Origin of the sequence: Indolivaga capnocytophagoides DSM 22835 (assembly GCF_000426485.1) — a bacterium.
GTDB lineage: Bacteria > Bacteroidota > Bacteroidia > Bacteroidales > Dysgonomonadaceae > Dysgonomonas_A > Dysgonomonas_A capnocytophagoides.
In genome coordinates this window covers 95123-114654 of sequence record NZ_AUFL01000012.1, presented here as the reverse complement: position 1 = coordinate 114654, position 19532 = coordinate 95123, and the positions used below count along the sequence as shown (strand labels likewise).

Here is a 19532-nt window from a genome sequence, read left to right as displayed (position 1 = left end):
TTAAAAAATAAAGAAGATGCGGTTAATGTGTCTTCTTTATTTTTTTTATGGCATTAAAAAATAGCTGCTTATTTTATATTTGTCTATAGAAATCTTTCAGTAAATATTTTATCAGTTTAAATATTATGGTTATAAGTCCAAACAAGAGTTTCTTTCTTTTATTAGCTCTGTTCATATCATCTGCGATATTTGCCCAAGATGAGAAAAACAAGCTTGTTTTAGCAAATAACCCGATCAATGAAAAATTCCCGCTGATGAGGTTTCTCGAAGTGAGTTACGAGCAGTTTTCAGCTTCAGATTATAAGATGAAGAGAGAAGACCAGAAATATGAAGACGGGACATTAAATTCGCAAAGAAGACTTCGTGCCAGTGTGTTGGTTCCTCTTCTTCGAAAGAAGAAGTTTATGGTATTAACCAATCTCCGCTATAAGTACGAATCATTGGACTATAGCGGTGTGAAATACTATCCGATTGAATATCCTTATTTTACACATCGGGGAAAACCTGAGTCTCATTATTTTGTAAGCAGCACATCCATGAATTATTTTGATAAGATATGGGGCAAGACCATAATCGTGAATGCTAATATGACGTTTGATGGTTCTGATAAAGGATATGAAAGAATGATAGGGAGTGTTTCAGCTTTGGTCAATGTATATGAGACAGATTATACAACGCTGTCGGTGGGAGCCTATCTCTCTACATCCAAAGCGATGATATTTCCAATATTTCCGACATTACGCTACCAGCACATGTTTGCCGGAACACCTTGGGTGATAGATGCTATTATGCCTCAATATTTTTATGCGCGTAGAATGATTGGTAAAAACGGACGTTTGTCTTTAGGCTTTTTACTAGACAGTGGTATGTATTTTGAATATCCCGGACAAGAAGGTTTTCGTAAAGTATATACCTTTGATAAGGTAGCCGGAAAAATAGATTTGGGTTATGAACGTATTCTCGCAAAGTCTTTGATTCTTAGTTTGAATGTAGGAGTGTCGAGTACCTATAAAGGTGTTTTCAGAGAAAAAAATGAAAAAGACGATTTTGTGGAAATGTCTCAAAATACGAATGGTTATTTTACTGTTGGATTTTCATATAATCTCGGAAAATAAAAGTTCTTTTCTGTAATTTTATTAACTTTATGTTTTGAACGTGCAGATGAGGTACTAGAACTTATATGTGTGTTTCATAATTAACAACTTATTAATTCGATCGTTGGAAAAGAGAATATTTTCAACTTTTTATTGACTACAAATAGGTCTCTGGCCTTAATTTAAAAGCGTTATGAAACAGTATTTTATAACAGCACTGCTATGTGTAAGCAGTCTGTTGGCAGGTGCGCAGTCTTTCAATGTAGCAACATATAACTTAAGAAACGATAATGCATCGGATGTCGGCAATATGTGGGTCGATCGTAAGCCTTATGTGGCAAAGCTGATTGCTTACCACGATTTTGACTTTTTCGGTACACAGGAAGGTTTACCTACTCAACTTGAAGACCTTCGGAGCCTAGTGCCTCAATATGAATATTATGGAGAGGGTAGGGATGGTCATAATCAAGGCGAGCATTCTGCTATTTTCTTTAAGACAGCAAAGTATACATTACTTGATAAAGGCGATTTTTGGTTGTCGGCAACTCCTGATGTTCCTTCTAAAAGCTGGGATGCTCCTTGCTGCAATCGTATCTGTACCTGGATAAAGCTGAAAGAAAAAGAATCAGGCAGAGAGTTTTATGTATTCTGTGCCCATTATGATTATGAGAAAGATTATGCCCGCAATGAAAGCAGTAAACTGGTGTTGGCTAAAATAAAAGAAATCGCAGGAGATAATCCGGCTATGTTTTTAGGTGATTTGAATGGTGATTTTAGAACTTCGTGGTGTCGTTTGTTAAATGACTCAGGTATAATCAGAGATGCTTACTACGATGTGAAAGAGCCGTATGCTAACAACTCCTCATACAACGCATGGGGTAAGTCGTTGGCTGGATTGTGGCAGTTGGATCAGGATATTATCGGAAACGGAGATATTCTAGACCATATCTATTTTACCAAACATTTTAGAGCCGATAGTTGGGGCTTACTAACCGATACATACAGTAAGGGTGATAATGTTGCCAGATTTCCATCAGATCATTTTCCTGTGCTGGTAAAAGCTCATTGGGTTAAATGATTATATCATAAATTTAACGATTATCGAAAGACTGTCCAAAACTAAGAATGGACAGTCTTTGTTGTTTCTAAGTTGTTTTAGTATTTGCATATAATAAATAAATTGTATATTTGCCACCATAAACAATTCATCCATGTTTCAAATTTTCACACATAAGAATATCGAATCCGGTCTGAATTTTAACTATTCAGGTTTGGCTGTGTCGTGTGAAATATTAGAGAGAGAGAGAGAGAGAGAGAGAGAGAGAGAGAGACGCATCTAGCGTAATAATCAAACAAAAAATTCTATTGTGTCAAAATGACGGAGTGTTTTTTTATGCTTTGAGTTTTGTTGTATACATACCTCAACTAATATATATATTATCAAAAGTAAACCGACAGGATAAAGGGTGCACAGCAGTTGATTTGTTGTTTTGTTGTCGTTCTGAATCTGCTCTTGGCATACACCTGTCCAACAGTCGGTTTCATTATGCAGTAAGGTGCTGCGACGGTACTTTACTGCTTTTTTCTACCAGCTATTATCAATCAACACTCATCTGCAACTTTGTAAAAACATATACAACAAACAGGGCTGCAATCGTAATTACTCGAAATATAAACAACAATGAAAAAAATTATTTTTATGATGTTAGGCTTTATAGCTGTAGCGTCTTTACCTGCACAGGTAGGAATCAATACAAACAATCCGAATGCAAGTGCTGCACTGGATATAGAAAGTACAAACAAAGGCATACTCATTCCCCGGATGACCACAGCCCAGAAAACAGCTATCTCTACTCCGGCAGAAGGACTCATTGTATATGACACAACGTTGAAGTGCATTGCGCAGAATGCAGGCTCAACCATATCTCCGGCATGGGTATGTCTTTCGGCGAAAGATGCCCAGAACAGTTTTTTCTATATGCCCACGATTGCAGTAGATGCATCTGCTGTAACAACCGGAAAAACAATCGACCTGTATAACGAGTACAAAACCCAGTTTACAGCACCGAAAAAAAATCCCTCTGCACCCGTTAATATTCCGTATTTTATGAATCGGACGGATCTGTATTATTACATTACCAATTACGATACCGATGTTTTGGAGAATATTTCAATAGATAACAACGGTGTTATGACGTATGATATAAAAGCAGAGTCGGATTACGATTCTTTTATGACTGTTGTTTTTGTCCTTAAATAAGATATCAGATCTTTTGTTGATTAATAAAAAAGCAAAAAATGAAAAGAATAATATACATAAGTCTGGTACTAATCTTTTGCCAGATGCATCTTTATGCTCAGAAAGAGACCAGCTGGTGGTATTTTGGGTTTAATGCGGGACTCAATTTCAATTCGCTGAGCAATGTTACTGCCAATGATGGTACGATCGTTTCTGATATGCCACAGTCTATAGTTGGAGCATTATCGACAAGAGAAGGTTGTTTTACGGTGTCGACTTATGATGGGCAATTACTGTTTTCTTCGGATGGGATGATTGTTTATGATAAGAATGGAAACATTATGACTAACGGAACAGGCCTGCTTGGGGGATCATCTGCAACTCAATCTGGGATTGTAGTACCCAGACCAGAGACCATAAACGAATATTTCATTATCACAGTTCCAGAAGGATCAGTACCTAATGGTATTTGTTATTCAACAGTTGATATAACGGCTAATGGAGGATTAGGTGCGGTTACATCTAAAAATCAGGTAATAAAAAGTGGTGTGGTAAATGAGAATATTACAATTGTCCCTAATCTGAGCAACTACAAGGATTATTGGTTAATTCATCGAACTAAAACGACATTTTATGTATGGGCTATCACATATGCAGGAATATCAATTACTCCTCATCAAACATTATCAAATTCTAGTATAGTAGCTCTGGATGTACCAGGCTATGTCGAAGGTGAAATAGGAATATCTTCTGATTATACAAAAGTATTTTCCTGTAATTGGTATGGCAGTCAGGTAATAACAGCAAATTTCAATCCCATTACAGGCTATATCTCAGATATTAAGACACAAAGTTTCCCTTATAAGACATATGCAGGGTGTTTCTCTCCTGACGGGAATTACTTATATATTGGTTCTGGCTATGATGGAAATAAACTATATGTACAAACATGGGATAAAGTAAGGGCTGGAACCGCAATGAATAAGATAGCTGAGAATATCGGCAATGTAAAGGCAGCTATTGACAATAGGCTATATGGAATACAAACAGGAGGGGATCTGTCTACATATGTAAAACACTTATTTGTGATCCGCAATCCAAACTCAGGAGGAACAGATATAAAATACTTCCCCAATTACTTGAAAAACACTGTTGGTCTAGGATTACCATCTTTTGCTGCCGGATTTATAAGGATAAAACCAAAGAGTCAACCTTTTGCTTGTGCGACCCATAGCCGAACATATGGGGTTGAAGTGGATTTATCCGGAGGGAATGCTCCGGTTAAATTAGAGTGGGATTTTGGCGATGGCAGTCCCATTGTTACACAGTCTGTTTCATTTGGACAAACAGAGTACTCTCTTCAACACAGCTATTCGAATTCAGGAATATATACAATTCTAGTAACACCCTATAAAGCCGATGGAACAAAATCTAAAGTGATAAATATGGAAGCTAACATAGTATACTGTACTCTCAAAACGAATCTTATGACCCGTTCGGAATTATTGAATTCAAAACAACAGCAAAAATGAAAGAACTAAAGATACTTATATTCCTTCTGATGGTAGCCATTAATCTGTCGGCGCAAATCGGGATCAACACCGATACACCTCACATTTCGTCTGTTCTCGAAATAGATACTTACAATAATGATAAAGGGCTATTAATTCCCCGAATGACTAATGCTCAAAAGTCAGCTATAACCACCCCTGAACCAAGCCTGCTGGTATATGATACTGACTTGAAATGTATTTCGCAGTACAAAGATACCCCTTCCAATCCGGGAGTTTATACATGGACATGCCTTACCCTGTACAATAGACATTGGTTCTATATGCCATCTGTCAATATACCGACTTCCGACGGTTCGGGGAATTTATTGACAGGTACGCAATCAATAAATTTGTATAATATATACAATACCGGATTTTCAACTCCGAAAATCAAAAGTACAGGAGCTACGGCTACTATTCCGTTTTTTACGGTAAGCCAGCTAAACTACTATGTTACTTATTGCGATCCTTGTATTACGGTAGCCGGAATCAGTAATGCAGGTGTGATGAGCTATACAGTAAACAGCCTTCCGGACTACGATGCGTATATGAATATTGTATTTTCCGTAAGATAATCAATGATCGAAAAAAGTAAATGCGGGCAGGTAAGAGAGATTCTTATCTGTCCGCATTTTCTCATCTGAGGGGATAGCTCCTTCTATTTTATTTATCTATACAGAGATGGTTACTTAAATGGCTGTAAGAAATCAGAGAGAAGATAAAAGGTTTCATCTGAAAAAGTGTAATTTGACTGTAACTTTTGTTACCTTTTGATATAAATGGAATTAATAATTAACAGCGAATATAATAACTTCGAATTGAAGACCATTGACCGAGCATTAAGGTTGTAACCTTTGTAACCTTTTCTTTACTCGAGTAACAGACTGGTTTCATCAAAAGGCAAAATTGAGAATAATGGATTTCTGCCATCTTGTCAGATTTAGTTTTTGGCACAGATTTCGCATTAACGAAAATAGAATTTTAAAACTAAAATTTAACAATAATATAAACATTTAAGAATCATGAGTATTAAACCATTAGCAGACAGAGTGCTTATTAAGCCGGCTGCAGCCGAAGAAAAAACTGTAGGTGGAATTATTATTCCGGATACAGCTAAGGAAAAACCTTTGAAAGGTAGTGTAATCGCTGTTGGTAACGGTACTAAAGACGAAGAGATGGTATTGAAAGCAGGCGATAATGTACTTTATGGAAAATATGCAGGTACAGAAATCGAATTGGATGGTGAAAACTACTTAATTATGCGTCAGTCAGACGTTCTTGCTATTATTTAAGGTTCAGGCCTTTTTATAATTCTTCGAAAACTTTAAACTTAAAAAAGAAAAAGAAATCAAAGCTATGGCTAAAGAAATCAAATTTAATATCGATGCCCGCGATCAACTGAAACAAGGTGTTGACGCATTGGCAAATGCTGTAAAAGTGACATTAGGACCTAAAGGACGTAATGTTATCATCGAAAAAAAATTCGGAGCACCTCATATCACCAAAGACGGTGTATCTGTTGCTAAAGAAGTAGAATTGGAATGCCCATTCGAAAATATGGGGGCTCAACTTGTTAAAGAAGTAGCTTCTAAAACAAATGACGATGCAGGTGACGGTACTACTACAGCTACTGTATTGGCTCAATCTATCATCAGCGTAGGTCTGAAAAATGTGACTGCCGGAGCTAACCCGATGGATTTGAAACGCGGTATTGACAAAGCTGTTGCTAAAGTGGTTGAAAATCTGAAAGCTCAATCGGTTGCAGTAGGTGACGATTTACAAAAAATCGAACATGTTGCTAAAATTTCGGCAAACGGTGACGAAACTATCGGTAAACTGATTGCGGAAGCAATGGGTAAAGTGAAAAAAGAAGGTGTAATCACTGTTGAAGAAGCTAAAGGTACTGAAACTTATGTAGATGTAGTTGAAGGTATGCAATTCGACAGAGGTTATATTTCTCCATATTTTGTAACTGATACAGAAAAAATGGAAGCAGACCTTGAGAATCCGTTTATCTTGATTCATGACAAGAAAATTTCTGTATTGAAAGATATCCTTCCTATTCTAGAGGCAGCTCTTAAATCGGGTAAACCTCTTTTGATTATTGCAGAAGATATCGATTCGGAAGCATTAACTACTTTAGTTGTAAACCGTCTTCGTGCAGGATTGAAGATCGCAGCTGTTAAAGCTCCGGGATTCGGTGACCGTCGTAAAGAAATGTTGGAAGATATTGCTACACTTACAGGTGGTGTTGTAATTTCAGAAGAAAAAGGATTAAAACTCGAAGCAGCTACTCTTGATATGCTTGGTACTGCTGACAAAGTGACAATCAATAAAGATAACACGACTATTGTAAACGGAGCAGGAGATAAAGCTGCCATTGCTGCTCGTGTTGGTCAAATCAAAACTCAGATAGAAAAAACTACATCTGATTACGATCGCGAAAAACTACAGGAACGTCTTGCTAAATTGGCAGGTGGAGTAGCTGTTCTTTATGTTGGTGCTCCTTCTGAAGTTGAAATGAAAGAAAAGAAAGATCGCGTAGATGATGCTCTTTCAGCAACACGTGCTGCAATAGAAGAGGGTACTGTAGCCGGAGGTGGTACAGCTTATATCCGTGCATTAGATGTATTGGAAAACCTGAAAGGCGAAAACGAAGACGAAACAACAGGTATCGAAATCGTAAAACGTGCGATTGAAGAACCTCTTCGTCAGATCGTAAACAACTGTGGAAAAGAAGGTGCAGTAGTAGTACAGAAAGTACGTGAAGGTAAAAACAACTTCGGTTATAATGCCCGTACTGATGTTTACGAAGATTTAGCTGCTGCCGGAGTAATCGATCCTGCTAAGGTAACTCGTGTTGCTCTTGAGAATGCCGCATCTATTGCTGGTATGTTCTTAACTACAGAGTGCATCATTGCAGATAAGAAAGAAGATAATCCTATGCCAGCAATGCCTCCTATGGGTGGTGGTATGGGTGGAATGATGTAATAAATTGCATCATCTTATATATAAAAAGCCGTTTTCGGAAGAAAACGGCTTTTGTATTATCTGTATGTGAACCTAAAAAGTCCTGATATCTTAATACGCCTTAGCAAATACAACTCGCTGAGTGGATGGCTGCCCTGTAACCATACATTTTCCGGGAGTCTTGTCTCCATCCAGAGGAATACAGCGTATAGTTGCTTTGGTTTCTGCTTTGATCTTCTCTTCTGTTTCGGATGTACCATCCCAATGAGCCATGATGAATACTCCTGTTTCAATCTTCTCTTTGAATTCTTCGTAAGTTTCGACCGAGATAGTTTTTGATGTTCGGGTATTGAGTGCTTTTTGGTATATGTTCTCTTGTATTTCATCCAATAGATCCTTGATATATGTATCAAGATTATCACATGAAACAGTCTCTTTGGTCAAAGTATCACGACGGGCAACTTCTATAGTGTTGTTCTCGAGATCACGTCCACCCATTGCCAAACGAACCGGAACTCCCTTCAATTCGTATTCAGAGAATTTCCATCCCGGTTTTTTATTATCAGCATTATCGTATTTAACCGATATCCCCAAAGCTTTAAGAGATGAAATTATACCTTCGACTTTTTTATTGATCTCGGATAATTGTTCTTCACTGCGGTATATTGGTACTATAACAACTTGATAAGGTGCTAGTTTTGGAGGAAGCACTAAGCCGTTATCATCAGAGTGAGCCATTATTAAAGCTCCAATCAAACGAGTAGATACCCCCCATGAAGTAGCCCACACATAATCTTGCTTACCGTCTTTGTCTGTAAACTTAACATCAAAAGCTTTGGCAAAATTCTGACCTAAGAAGTGAGATGTTCCAGATTGTAAGGCTTTACCATCTTGCATCATTGCTTCGATCGTATATGTTTCAACAGCTCCGGCAAAACGTTCATTAGCAGATTTAACCCCTTTTATTACAGGCAGAGCCATGTATTTTTCAGCAAATTCGGCATATACATCCAGCATTTTGCGCGATTCTATCTCTGCTTCTTCTTTAGTTGCATGTGCGGTATGTCCTTCCTGCCAAAGAAATTCGGCTGTACGAAGGAACAGACGGGTGCGCATTTCCCAGCGAACCACATTAGCCCATTGATTGCAAAGTATAGGTAGGTCCCGATATGATTGAATCCAGCCACGATAAGTGTTCCATATAATGGTTTCGGAAGTTGGACGCACTATAAGCTCTTCTTCGAGTTTTGCTTCGGGGTCAACAACCACTCCTTTTCCATCAGGATCGTTTTTTAGGCGATAGTGGGTTACTACTGCACATTCTTTAGCAAAACCTTCTACGTGGTCGGCTTCTTTACTCAAAAATGATTTGGGAATGAATAACGGAAAATATGCATTAATATGTCCGGTTTCTTTGAACATGTCATCCAATTGACGTTGTACTTTTTCCCAGATTGCATACCCGTATGGTTTTATTACCATACAACCTCTAACAGCAGAATTCTCCGCCAAATCAGCTTTTAGTACTACATCGAGATACCATTGGCTGTAATCGTCACTGCGTTTAGTCAGTTCTTTTAGCTCTTTTGCCATATTTTTATTATACTATTCTTTGCTACTTGATCGATGGGTGCAAAGGTATGAAAAAAAGACTGTTTTTATTTGCTTTATTTAGTATAGATAAAATTGTCAAAAAATGCGGACAGGTAAGATAGATTCTTATCTGCCTGCATTTACACCTTTTGATTATTGATTATCTTACGGAAAATACAATATTCATATACGCATTGTAGTCCGGAAGACTGTTTACTGTATAGCTCATCACACCTGCATTACCCATTCCGGTTACCGTAAAACAAGGATCGCAATAAGTGATATAATAATTCAACTGACTGGCAGTGAAAACGGCATAGACACGATTGCTGCTGTCTTTATCGATTTTCTGACGTTTATATTATTAATGAGACTGTTGACAGGTGTATGCCAAGAGCAGATTCAGAACGACAACAAAACTGCTGTGCACGCTTTATTCTGTCGGTTTACTTTTGATAATGTATATATTAGCTGAGGTATGTATACAACAAAACTCAAAGCATAAAAAAATGCTTCGTCATTTTGACACAATATAGTTTTTTGTTTGGTTATTACGCTAGATGCGTCTCTCTCTCTCTCTCTCTCTCTCTCTCTCTCTCTCTCTCTCTCTCTCTCTTTAATATTTCACACGACACAGCCAAACTTAAACTGTTAAATTGTAAGCTTGTTTCGACGTTTTTATGTGTGGAAATTTGAAACATGGATGAATTGTTTATGGTGGCAGATATATGAAAATATTTTAATAAACAAGAAAAGCAGCATACAATCACTGTATGCCGCTTCAGCTGATTAACTACGATTCGCTATATTAACAATTAGAAAATATATTGTCAAGTTAATAAAATAAGGTTGATAACCTCATTATTCGTCTTCGCTGTAAGCGATTTCACCATGTTGTGAAATATCAAGACCGATTGATTCTTCTTCTTTAGTAACTTTTAATCCGACAGTCTTATTTACGATAAAGAACAAAATAGCTGTACCGATTGCGCTGTATGCGATAGTGGCTGCACTGGCTACTATTTGTACCCAAAGCTGATGCCAATCTCCGAATAAAGCACCTTGTACACCTTCAGCTCCTGTGATGATTTGAGTAGCGAATACTCCGGTAAGAATAGCTCCTACAAGACCACCTATACCGTGTACACCGAATGCATCGAGTGAATCATCGTATTTAAGTTTTGGTTTTACATAAGCTACCATTATATAACAGATAGTAGAAGCGATTAATCCGATAAAGAATGCTCCGAATACATCTACAGTTCCGGCAGCGGGAGTGATTGCTACCAATCCGGCTACAGCCCCTGTACAAATACCCACTACGGTTGGTTTTTTGTTGATGATCCATTCAAGAGCCATCCATGTGCTGGCAGCAACAGCAGTTGCAAAATGTGTTACCAACAGGGCATTGGCTGCTAATCCGTCGGCTGCTAATCCGCTGCCGGCATTGAATCCTATCCATCCTAACCAAAGTAGGGCAGTCCCGATCACTACAAATGGAATGTTGTGAGGAGTAACAGGATGTCCTGTTGTACGGTATCCTTTACGACGTCCAATCATAATAGCCATAACTAAGGCCGATATCCCTGCGTTAATGTGTACTACTGTACCTCCCGCAAAGTCGATGGCACCCATTTGCTGCATCCAGCCGCCACCCCATACCCAGTGAGCCATAGGGTTGTAGATGAATAAAGCCCAAAGTACCGAGAATAATAAGAATCCTGAGAATTTGATTCTTTCGGCAAATGCACCTATGATCAAAGCAGGAGTAATAACCGCAAACATACACTGAAACATGGCGAACAATAGTTCGGGTATGTCACCTGCGGTAAGAGTATCTAAAGTAATTCCGTTGAAAAATATTTTATCGAAGCCTCCGATTACGGCACCGAGAGAACTTCCGCTTTCCATAAATCCTGTTCCGAATACCCAGCTGTATCCGATAATAACCCATTCAATTGTGATAACTGCTGTCAGTATAAGGCATTGCATCATTATGCTCAGAACGTTTTTTTGACGAACAAGCCCTCCATAAAAAAATGCCAGCCCCGGTATTGTCATCATCAGTACCAATACTGTAGCAACAATGATCCATGCAGTATTACCGGCGTTCAGAGTCGGGGTTGTTGCTACTTCCGCTACAATCTCCTGAGCCATTAATGCCGGCGAAGCTAACAGTAGTCCGGCTAAAGCTACATATTTTGCCAATCTTTTTTTCATAATCCAGTTAATCTTTGATATTTTTTGTAATATGGTCTCAAGACCTTTTTATTATGTAAATCGATATGTTTTTGATAACCTGTATTTATTCTCCTTCTTTGTTATAAAGAGAATCATCTCCGTGATCACCTGTACGGATACGGATTGATTGTTCTATTGACGATACAAATATTCTACCGTCTCCGCTTTCACCAGTATAAGCTGATTTTAGTATAGCATCAATTGATTTTTCGAGATTAATGCTTCTCACAACAAATGAAATGTAAATGCGGTCTATTGCATTAATATCATATGCGATACCACGGAATATGAGTCCTTGTTTCGCATCTCCCTGCCCTTTGACATCCCACCACGACAGAAAGTCGATATCAGCTTCATGCAAAGCCTTGCGTACTTCGTTGAATTTAGATTTGCGGATAATAGCTTCGATTTTTTTCATATGGTTTATATTAATTATGTTTATGAAATTTTACTGACCGAATTAAGTGACCGAAAGTATTTAATGACGTATTTTAAAGTGATAAGCTGCATTCATTTTTATACTTGTAAAGTCTACAAAAAGGTCTGTGACCTTATTTGATAGTTATTCCGAATACAAAATGGATATCCTCTTGTGCTGGATTCGCTATAATATTCGCAAATACCGGGATGCTGAATGAATCGTTGATCTTTACAGTCTTCGACGCTCCCAGATGTATCGAAGTGAATTTGAATTTGTCGGTTCCGTACATTGCGCTTTCCCATGGGGTGAAACCTGTTCCAATTTTAAAATCAACTTCTTTTACAGAGAAAGGATACGATAGTTCTACGTAAGTAGAGAAAGAGTTATCGCCGTTTGCTTTCTTATTACCTTGTCCTAATACAAATGTATTCCATGCGACAGTTAAGGGGAATGATTCGGGGAAAGTATAAGCTAAACTTGTTTCCAGAGAATGTCCGATGTAGCTGGTTTCTTCTGTGTTTTTCGGGCTGCTGAAATATCTGTGAGCATCTTCGCCATCCCACCAGTAATCAGTCACCGTAAAAGCAAGCCCTGATGTTGCGTAAGAAGCATAAAAATCGACTTCTTTATTGCCTTTACCTGCAATGTCTGTTGATCCCCATGCACCTAAAGTAAAACCTTTTGCCGATACCGATAACGCAGGCTGAACACTTGCTCCTGCTTGTTTAAATCCACGCCATACGTAACTACTAACCAAATCTCCGGATAGATTGATATCTACTGCTGATTCTGACTGTGCTGAAATTTGCCCCATTGACGTGACGAAAAGGATAATTAAACCTAAAACTGTCTTTCTGTTTTTCATACTTTTTTATGTTTAAAGATGTTAATATTGATTTTTATTGAATATTGTGATCGTATAAATTATATTTTAATAACAAAAAGACGTTATATGATGCAAAAATATATTTTTTGATTTTAATAAAAAATTTTTTCGAGAGAAAAATTATCAAAAAGATCATATTTTTTAATTATGGAATCAAATATCTTTTAAAAACCGAAAAAATAAATCTATTTGATTTCGGGAGTGGGGTTTTGGTGTTGATGGTGTGGACAAAAAAAAGAGTAGGCGTATGCCCACTCTTTTTCTTTATTGTTGTATTTATATAATTATCAGTTCTTCTTTATTAACCTTACTAATTCGCCGATCCATAATACCAGCGATGTTGATCCGAGTATAATAAGCCAGTCTCTTATTTCAAGAGGAACGGTGCGGAAAACGTCTCCTCCGAATGTAACAATCAGTATTTGTCCGACAAGAATAATTCCTGAAACAACTACAAATCCGAGACTTTGTCTGATTCCGGCAAAAGCCGATTTTCCCGTCCCGAATGCTTTAGCATTGAACATGTTCCAGAATTGAAGGATCACAAACACTGTAAAGAAGTAGGATAGGAAGTATCTGAATTTATCTCCTTCTATATGGCTGAAGAATGAATCAAGATGAGCCGGAGAATTGAAGTAGAACAGCATTCCCATCAGTACAACTACAAATAATAATCCTACAAACAGGATGTTTGTCCGCATAGGTGGTGAAATGATGAAGTCTGTGTTCTTTCTCGGCTTTTCTTTCATTACATTCGGATTAGGAGGTAGAGATGCCAAGGCTCCTGCGGCGAATGTATCCATAATCAGATTTACCCATAACATTTGAGTAACAGTCAGAGGTAAGTCGTGTCCGAATATTGATCCTAAGAAGACAAGCAATAAGGCGGCGACATTAATCGTTAACTGGAACAAAATAAAACGTTGTATGTTCTTATACAGCGAACGTCCCCACATCACAGCTGTTGCTATACTGCTGAACGAGTCATCCAATAGAGTGATATCGCTGGCTTCTTTGGCTACCGATGTTCCCGATCCCATAGAAAGTCCAACGTCTGCGTGATTAAGAGCCGGAGCATCGTTTGTTCCGTCACCGGTTACTGCAACTATTTCTCCGGACTGTTTCAATAGAGAAACCAGTCGTTGCTTGTCGGTTGGACGCGCACGGCACATAATCTTTAGCTTTTGCACCCTTTGCAGCGCTTCTTCGTCGGAAAGAGCCTCGAAGTCTGGTCCTGTTATGATATTCAGGTCAGAATCCTCTTCGTCTTTCCATATACCGATCTGGCGTCCAATTTCGCGAGCTGTGCCATAAGTATCTCCCGTGACAATTTTTACTCCGATGCCGGCATTCAAACAGTCGTTTACGGCAGCAGGCACATCTTCTCTGACAGGGTCGGATATAGCTGTAATACCTTGCAGGATCATATTACTTTCGAGTGAACCGATAGAAGTATTCTCATCTACAACCTGATAAGCAAAGCCTAAAGTACGCATCGCTTGATTTTGGTATTGAAGGAGCTGATCTTCTATTTGTTTTTGCATTTCCTCTTTCGGAACGTTCTTTGTCGCTGTTTGTATATGTGTACATTTAGCAAGTATTATTTCGGGAGCACCCTTTATATATACAATTTTTTTACCTCCGCCCAAAGCTTTAGACTCTACTATGGTAGCCATGTATTTGCGCTCGGTCGAAAATGGTAATTGTTCTACTATTTTGGTATCTTCCCTCTCAGCCAGATAATTAATTTTCTTGCCATGCAGCCAAAGAAGCAAAGCTCCTTCGGTAGGATTGCCTAAAGCCTTAGCTTTTGAAGCATCCGAAAAATCAAGGAAGGCGGTAGAGTTTGTCGAAATGTTTTCGATGATCATTCTACTGATATCATCATCTGTCAATGATTGCTCATTCAGTCCGTAAAAATTGGTTTGAGCAACCTGCATCTGGTTCTGAGTAAGAGTTCCTGTCTTATCTGTACAAATAACAGTTGTAGCACCCATCGTTTCGCAGGCGTGCATTTTTCTTACCAGATTGTTAGCCTTCAACATACGTCTCATGCTTAGAGCTAAACTCAGGGTCACACTCATGGGGAGACCTTCGGGTACAGCAACCACAACAAGGGTTACGGCAACCATAAAGTATTGAAGTATGTGTCCTGCGGTCTCAAGTGATACCCACGATTCGGGCTGAAGCGGATTAACACCGAAAGCAAAGCCAACACCTGCTAATACAACAAAAGCCAATACTCCTAATCCCATCCATTTGAGCCATCCTCCGTTTTCTACACTTTCGGGCAGCGACTTGTCTTTGCCCATCAGTTCGTAAGCGTCGTAAAGGATAGGCATCCATACTTTAGATAAGGCGATAATACCACCTATAATGACAGCACCTACCAGCCCTAATTGACCTAGAGTGTAATCATTACTTCCTAAGAATATATCTTTTATAAATAGGACAGAGAATGTAAGTGCTGCAAGCAGCATACCTATAACTCCGATAAATTTAGCCAAAGAATCGAGCTGGCGGTTTAGAGGAGTTTCTCCTTCTACCATTTCGGCAGCCTTTTCGGCTACTTGACCGAATTCGGTAGCATCTCCGACTTTAGTAACCTGCATTGTGCCATGTCCGTTGATGACTTTGGTTCCTCTCAGTACCCAATTGGAAGGGTAGGTTACACCTTCTTCAAACTCATTAGGATCAGTGGTTTTATCTATACTTGGTTCTCCGGTCAGAGTCGACTCGTCCATTTGTAAGGTCACGGCTTCTAGCAGTTCACCGTCTGCCGGAACTTCATTTCCGGTTTCGAGTAGAACGATGTCGCCCACAACTATTTCTCTTTTCGAAACCTGACATACATTGTTGTTTCTTATAACCATGATCAGATCGTCGTCATTGACCTGATTTAATACATCAAATTTTTTGTTTGCATCCAGCTCAAACCAGAATGCAACACCGGTTGCTAAGAAAATAGCGCAAAATACACCAATTGTTTCTTCGTAGTGGGCTCCTTTTCCTGTAACGTGGTTTACTATAGCAATACCCAATGAGATGAATGCTGCTATAAGAAGGATACGGATAATAGGATCTTCGAATTTTTCGAGGAATAATTTCCATAAGGGCTCTTTTTCGGGTGGTGTCAGGATATTCTCGCCATATTTCTGGCGATTCTCCTTGACTTGAGCATCGGTCAACCCCGTGTAATGGTGTTTTTGTTCCATAATTATTATTTAGTAATGAGTATTAAAGTTTTAGATGTTTATATTGCTTTGATAAGTCATTAAAAGCAGATATAATGTGACTACATAAAACAACCCTTAATTTATTGTTATGCTTCTCGAAGCAGTATAATAAAGAAAGGTTTGCAATCTTAATAGTCGTATGCTTGAACATTTTAATCACACTTTTAGTTTGCTCCGGAAATAAAAAAAAATTATTAAACCGGGATGTTGTCAGAAATTATGATTATAGGCAGGCATTTCGGATATGTATTTCAGTTGTTGTTTTATGTTGCGTGTGCTGGTTAGAGTAAGCAACGTATCTATTTGCAAACCTTTTATTACTTTAAAGTAAGGTTCCTTCCTTATATACTCGGTGATTTCTACAGCTACAACTCCTTGTCTTACCATATCGATGGCTCTTGCGGCCGCATATGATAAATCAATCACCCTGTTCTTGGCATGCGGCCCTCGATCTATAACCTTTACGATCACGATTTTGTCGTTTGCCTTATTTCTGACCTTGAGAAGTGTGCCGAACGGATGTTTCTTATGAGCGCAGACAAAATCGTCTCTGCTGTAGGTGATACCGCTGGCTGTAGGTTTATTGTGAAACCTTCGGGCGTAGTATGTTGCAGCGCCTGTTTCCGTCTTTATTTTATCCTGAGCGAATAAAAGTAATATGGGGCAAAAAAACAGGAATAACAATAATAATAAAGTTGTTCTCATTTTTTGTTTTTAACTTTATGCTGAGCAAAGATAAAATAATTAGTGAAAGTTTGATTGATAAATGTTACTAATAGAAAAAGAAATAGTATTTTTTTTTGATTATTCGCAAATATCAGTATTTTTGTGTTGATTTAATTGTTTATGACAGAAAAGCATGAGAAATTACTCGCTGATCTTGAACTCAGACTGCATCAATTGATGTATTTGTGTGATTCCCTGAAAGCCGAGAATCAGAGTTTAAAGGTTCGATTAGAAGCTAAAGATGGCGAGATAAATCGTGTTAGTTCGGTGTTGGAAGAATTAAACCAGAAATACAATGACCTGATGTTTGCCAACACTCTTACCGGAACGGGAAGTGATGGTGTTGAAGAAGCAAAAAACAGGTTGAATAAGTTAGTGCAAGAGGTTGATAAATGCATTGCATTGTTGAAAATATAAAAGGATGAGCAATGGGAGAGCGTTTTATCATATCGTTGCGTATTCTGGAACGGATTTATCGTTTGAAGATAAACCGTAAGGATGAACAAAAGTTCAGGGACGCAGCTGTAGCTATTGAAAAGAAGACCAATCAATATAGAATCCATTTCGCGGGGGCTGATTCGAAGAACCTATTGGAGCAAGACTATCTGGCTATGACGGCCATTCAGGCATTGTCCGAAACAGAGGCTTTAGAAGCTAAAAACAAGCTTTTTGAAGATAAGGTGAAATCTTTGATAGACGAAGTGGAAACGTATTTGAGACAAAACAGATAGTTTTCTAATATCAATAAATAGTAAAATCAATTGGCACTAATTGAGAACGATCGGCATTTCCGGTTGTTTTTGATTAGTTTTTTTTATATAAAACCGATACCTGAAGGGTATTTTTAATTAACGTGAAACAAAAAGAGCTATATGGAGATAATATTTGCAGTAGTAGGCTTAGTGGCAGGTGCTGTTATCGCTTGGCTCGTTCTTAACTTTGTAACCAATGCGAACGTGAAGCGTCGTATTGAAGAAGCAGAACGTGAAGCCGAAGTAATCAAGAAGAATAAATTACTGGAAGTAAAAGAACAGGCTTTACAAATGAAAGCCGAGTTTGAAAAACAAGTAAACAGCAGGAATTCAAAACTGCAGGTTGCTGAAAATAAAGTAAAACAGAGGGAACAAACGCTGAATCAGAAGATCGAAGAAGCGCAACGCCGTAAATCGGAAGTAGACGTTGTGAAAGAAAATCTGGATGCGCAGCTTGAAATCGTAGAAAAGAAAAAACAAGACCTTGATAAATTGCATAAGCAAGAGGTGGAAAGACTCGAAGCTCTTTCGGGACTTTCGGCAGAAGAAATCAAGGGTAAATTGGTAGAGGCTTTGAAAGATGAAGCTCAAACCAACGCTCAGTCGTACATCAGCGAGATAATGGAAGAAGCTAAGATGACGGCTAATAAAGAGGCTAAAAAAATTGTAATACAATCTATACAACGTGTGGCAACTGAAACTGCCATCGAAAATGCAATTACTGTATTCCATATTGAATCGGATGAGGTAAAAGGACGTATTATCGGACGTGAAGGACGTAATATCCGTGCATTGGAAGCTGCTACCGGAGTAGAAATCGTAGTAGATGATACCCCTGAGGCTATTGTTATCTCCGGATTTGATCCTGTGAGACGTGAGATTGCCCGCCTGGCTCTTCATCAATTGGTCGCTGATGGTCGTATCCATCCGGCTAGAATCGAAGAGGTTGTATCGAAAGTAAGAAAACAAATCGAAGAAGAAATTATAGAAACCGGTAAGCGTACTGCTATCGACTTGGGTATACATGGACTGCATCCTGAAATGATACGTCTTATCGGTAAGATGAAATACCGTTCGTCTTACGGACAAAACTTATTGCAGCATGCCCGGGAAACAGCCAATCTTTGTGCGATAATGGCTGCCGAACTAGGCTTGAATGTGAAAAAGGCTAAACGTGCAGGTCTGTTGCACGATATAGGTAAAGTGCCTGATGACGAACCGGAATTGCCACACGCATTGCTTGGTATGAAACTGGCTGAAAAATACAAAGAAAAACCGGATATCTGTAATGCGATCGGTGCTCACCACGATGAAATAGAAATGACCAGTCTGCTGGCTCCTATCGTTCAAGTGTGTGATGCTATTTCCGGAGCACGTCCGGGAGCTCGCCGCGAAATTGTAGAAGCTTACATCAAGCGTTTGAATGACCTTGAACAATTGGCGATGTCTTATCCGGGAGTTTTGAAAACTTATGCTATTCAGGCCGGACGTGAACTTCGTGTTATCGTTGGTGCAGATAAAGTTGATGATGTTGAAACCGAAAAGCTTTCGGGAGAAATTGCTAAACGGATACAAGACGAAATGACTTATCCCGGTCAGGTTAAGATTACCGTTATCAGGGAAACCCGATCTGTAAGTTTTGCTAAATAAAAGTTAAATATATATTGGATAAAGAGGTTCTTCGTTGAAGAATCTCTTTGTTTTATAAACAAACTACATATTTTGCTGTTATTTTTGTGTAGTTCTTTTATTTATGTTAAGCGGTTATAATAAAATATACTCTTATTTTTCGACATAAACGGAGGGGATAGGTGCTTAAAA

The 19532-nt window shown here is 38.5% G+C and carries 16 protein-coding genes; 10 read left to right on the top strand and 6 right to left on the bottom strand.

Annotated features, from left to right (window positions below; translation table 11 throughout):
* The first annotated feature begins 125 nt into the window (after window positions 1-125).
* The 7 genes from K322_RS20215 (at window position 126) to groL (ending at window position 7877) form a co-directional block, all read left to right on the top strand.
* Complete coding sequence (locus K322_RS20215; protein WP_026626285.1) at window positions 126-1115, top strand: hypothetical protein; 990 nt, start codon at window positions 126-128, stop codon at window positions 1113-1115.
* 172 nt (window positions 1116-1287) lie between these two features.
* Complete coding sequence (locus K322_RS0107230) at window positions 1288-2172, top strand: endonuclease/exonuclease/phosphatase family protein (RefSeq protein WP_026626284.1); 885 nt, start codon at window positions 1288-1290, stop codon at window positions 2170-2172.
* Window positions 2173-2775: 603 nt separating this feature from the next.
* Window positions 2776-3354, top strand: coding sequence for a hypothetical protein (locus K322_RS0107225; protein ID WP_026626283.1), 579 nt, complete (start codon window positions 2776-2778; stop codon window positions 3352-3354).
* Between the two features lie 38 nt (window positions 3355-3392).
* On the top strand, window positions 3393-4865 hold the full coding sequence (locus K322_RS0107220; RefSeq protein ID WP_157279396.1) for a hypothetical protein: 1473 nt from the start codon (window positions 3393-3395) through the stop codon (window positions 4863-4865).
* On the top strand, window positions 4862-5461 hold the full coding sequence (locus tag K322_RS0107215; protein WP_026626281.1) for a hypothetical protein: 600 nt from the start codon (window positions 4862-4864) through the stop codon (window positions 5459-5461). Before K322_RS0107220 ends, K322_RS0107215 begins: the two co-directional genes overlap by 4 nt.
* A gap of 447 nt (window positions 5462-5908) precedes the next feature.
* On the top strand, window positions 5909-6178 hold the full coding sequence (locus tag K322_RS0107210; RefSeq protein ID WP_026626280.1) for a co-chaperone GroES: 270 nt from the start codon (window positions 5909-5911) through the stop codon (window positions 6176-6178).
* 64 nt (window positions 6179-6242) lie between these two features.
* Window positions 6243-7877, top strand: coding sequence for a chaperonin GroEL (gene groL / locus K322_RS0107205; RefSeq protein ID WP_026626279.1), 1635 nt, complete (start codon window positions 6243-6245; stop codon window positions 7875-7877).
* A 90-nt stretch (window positions 7878-7967) separates the two neighbouring features.
* Here the strand turns inward: groL and proS are convergent, their stop codons facing one another.
* The 6 genes from proS to K322_RS18855 form a co-directional block, all read right to left on the bottom strand.
* On the bottom strand, window positions 7968-9449 hold the full coding sequence (gene proS / locus K322_RS0107200; protein WP_026626278.1) for a proline--tRNA ligase: 1482 nt from the start codon (window positions 9447-9449) through the stop codon (window positions 7968-7970).
* A gap of 861 nt (window positions 9450-10310) precedes the next feature.
* Entirely contained in the window at window positions 10311-11606 is a 1296-nt protein-coding gene (locus K322_RS0107195) for an ammonium transporter (RefSeq protein ID WP_246037340.1), read from the bottom strand.
* A 148-nt stretch (window positions 11607-11754) separates the two neighbouring features.
* A complete protein-coding gene (locus tag K322_RS0107190) occupies window positions 11755-12108 on the bottom strand; it encodes a P-II family nitrogen regulator (RefSeq protein ID WP_026626276.1) in 354 nt (117 codons plus the stop codon).
* A 133-nt stretch (window positions 12109-12241) separates the two neighbouring features.
* Window positions 12242-12976, bottom strand: a complete 735-nt coding sequence (locus K322_RS0107185; protein WP_026626275.1) for a TorF family putative porin — start codon at window positions 12974-12976, stop codon at window positions 12242-12244.
* A 308-nt stretch (window positions 12977-13284) separates the two neighbouring features.
* On the bottom strand, window positions 13285-16212 hold the full coding sequence (locus tag K322_RS0107180) for a calcium-translocating P-type ATPase, PMCA-type (protein ID WP_026626274.1): 2928 nt from the start codon (window positions 16210-16212) through the stop codon (window positions 13285-13287).
* Window positions 16213-16443: 231 nt separating this feature from the next.
* A complete protein-coding gene (locus K322_RS18855) occupies window positions 16444-16938 on the bottom strand; it encodes a septal ring lytic transglycosylase RlpA family protein (protein ID WP_051290693.1) in 495 nt (164 codons plus the stop codon).
* Window positions 16939-17079: 141 nt separating this feature from the next.
* On the opposite strand from K322_RS18855, the gene K322_RS0107170 reads away from it, so the two are divergent.
* The 3 genes from K322_RS0107170 (at window position 17080) to rny (ending at window position 19361) form a co-directional block, all read left to right on the top strand.
* Window positions 17080-17376 carry a hypothetical protein gene (locus K322_RS0107170; RefSeq protein WP_026626273.1) on the top strand — a complete coding sequence of 99 codons (297 nt, stop codon included), beginning with the start codon at window positions 17080-17082 and terminating at the stop codon, window positions 17374-17376.
* Between the two features lie 11 nt (window positions 17377-17387).
* Entirely contained in the window at window positions 17388-17690 is a 303-nt protein-coding gene (locus K322_RS0107165) for a cell division protein ZapA (protein ID WP_026626272.1), read from the top strand.
* 141 nt (window positions 17691-17831) lie between these two features.
* A complete protein-coding gene (rny, locus tag K322_RS0107160; protein WP_026626271.1) occupies window positions 17832-19361 on the top strand; it encodes a ribonuclease Y in 1530 nt (509 codons plus the stop codon).
* Window positions 19362-19532: the final 171 nt, after the last annotated feature.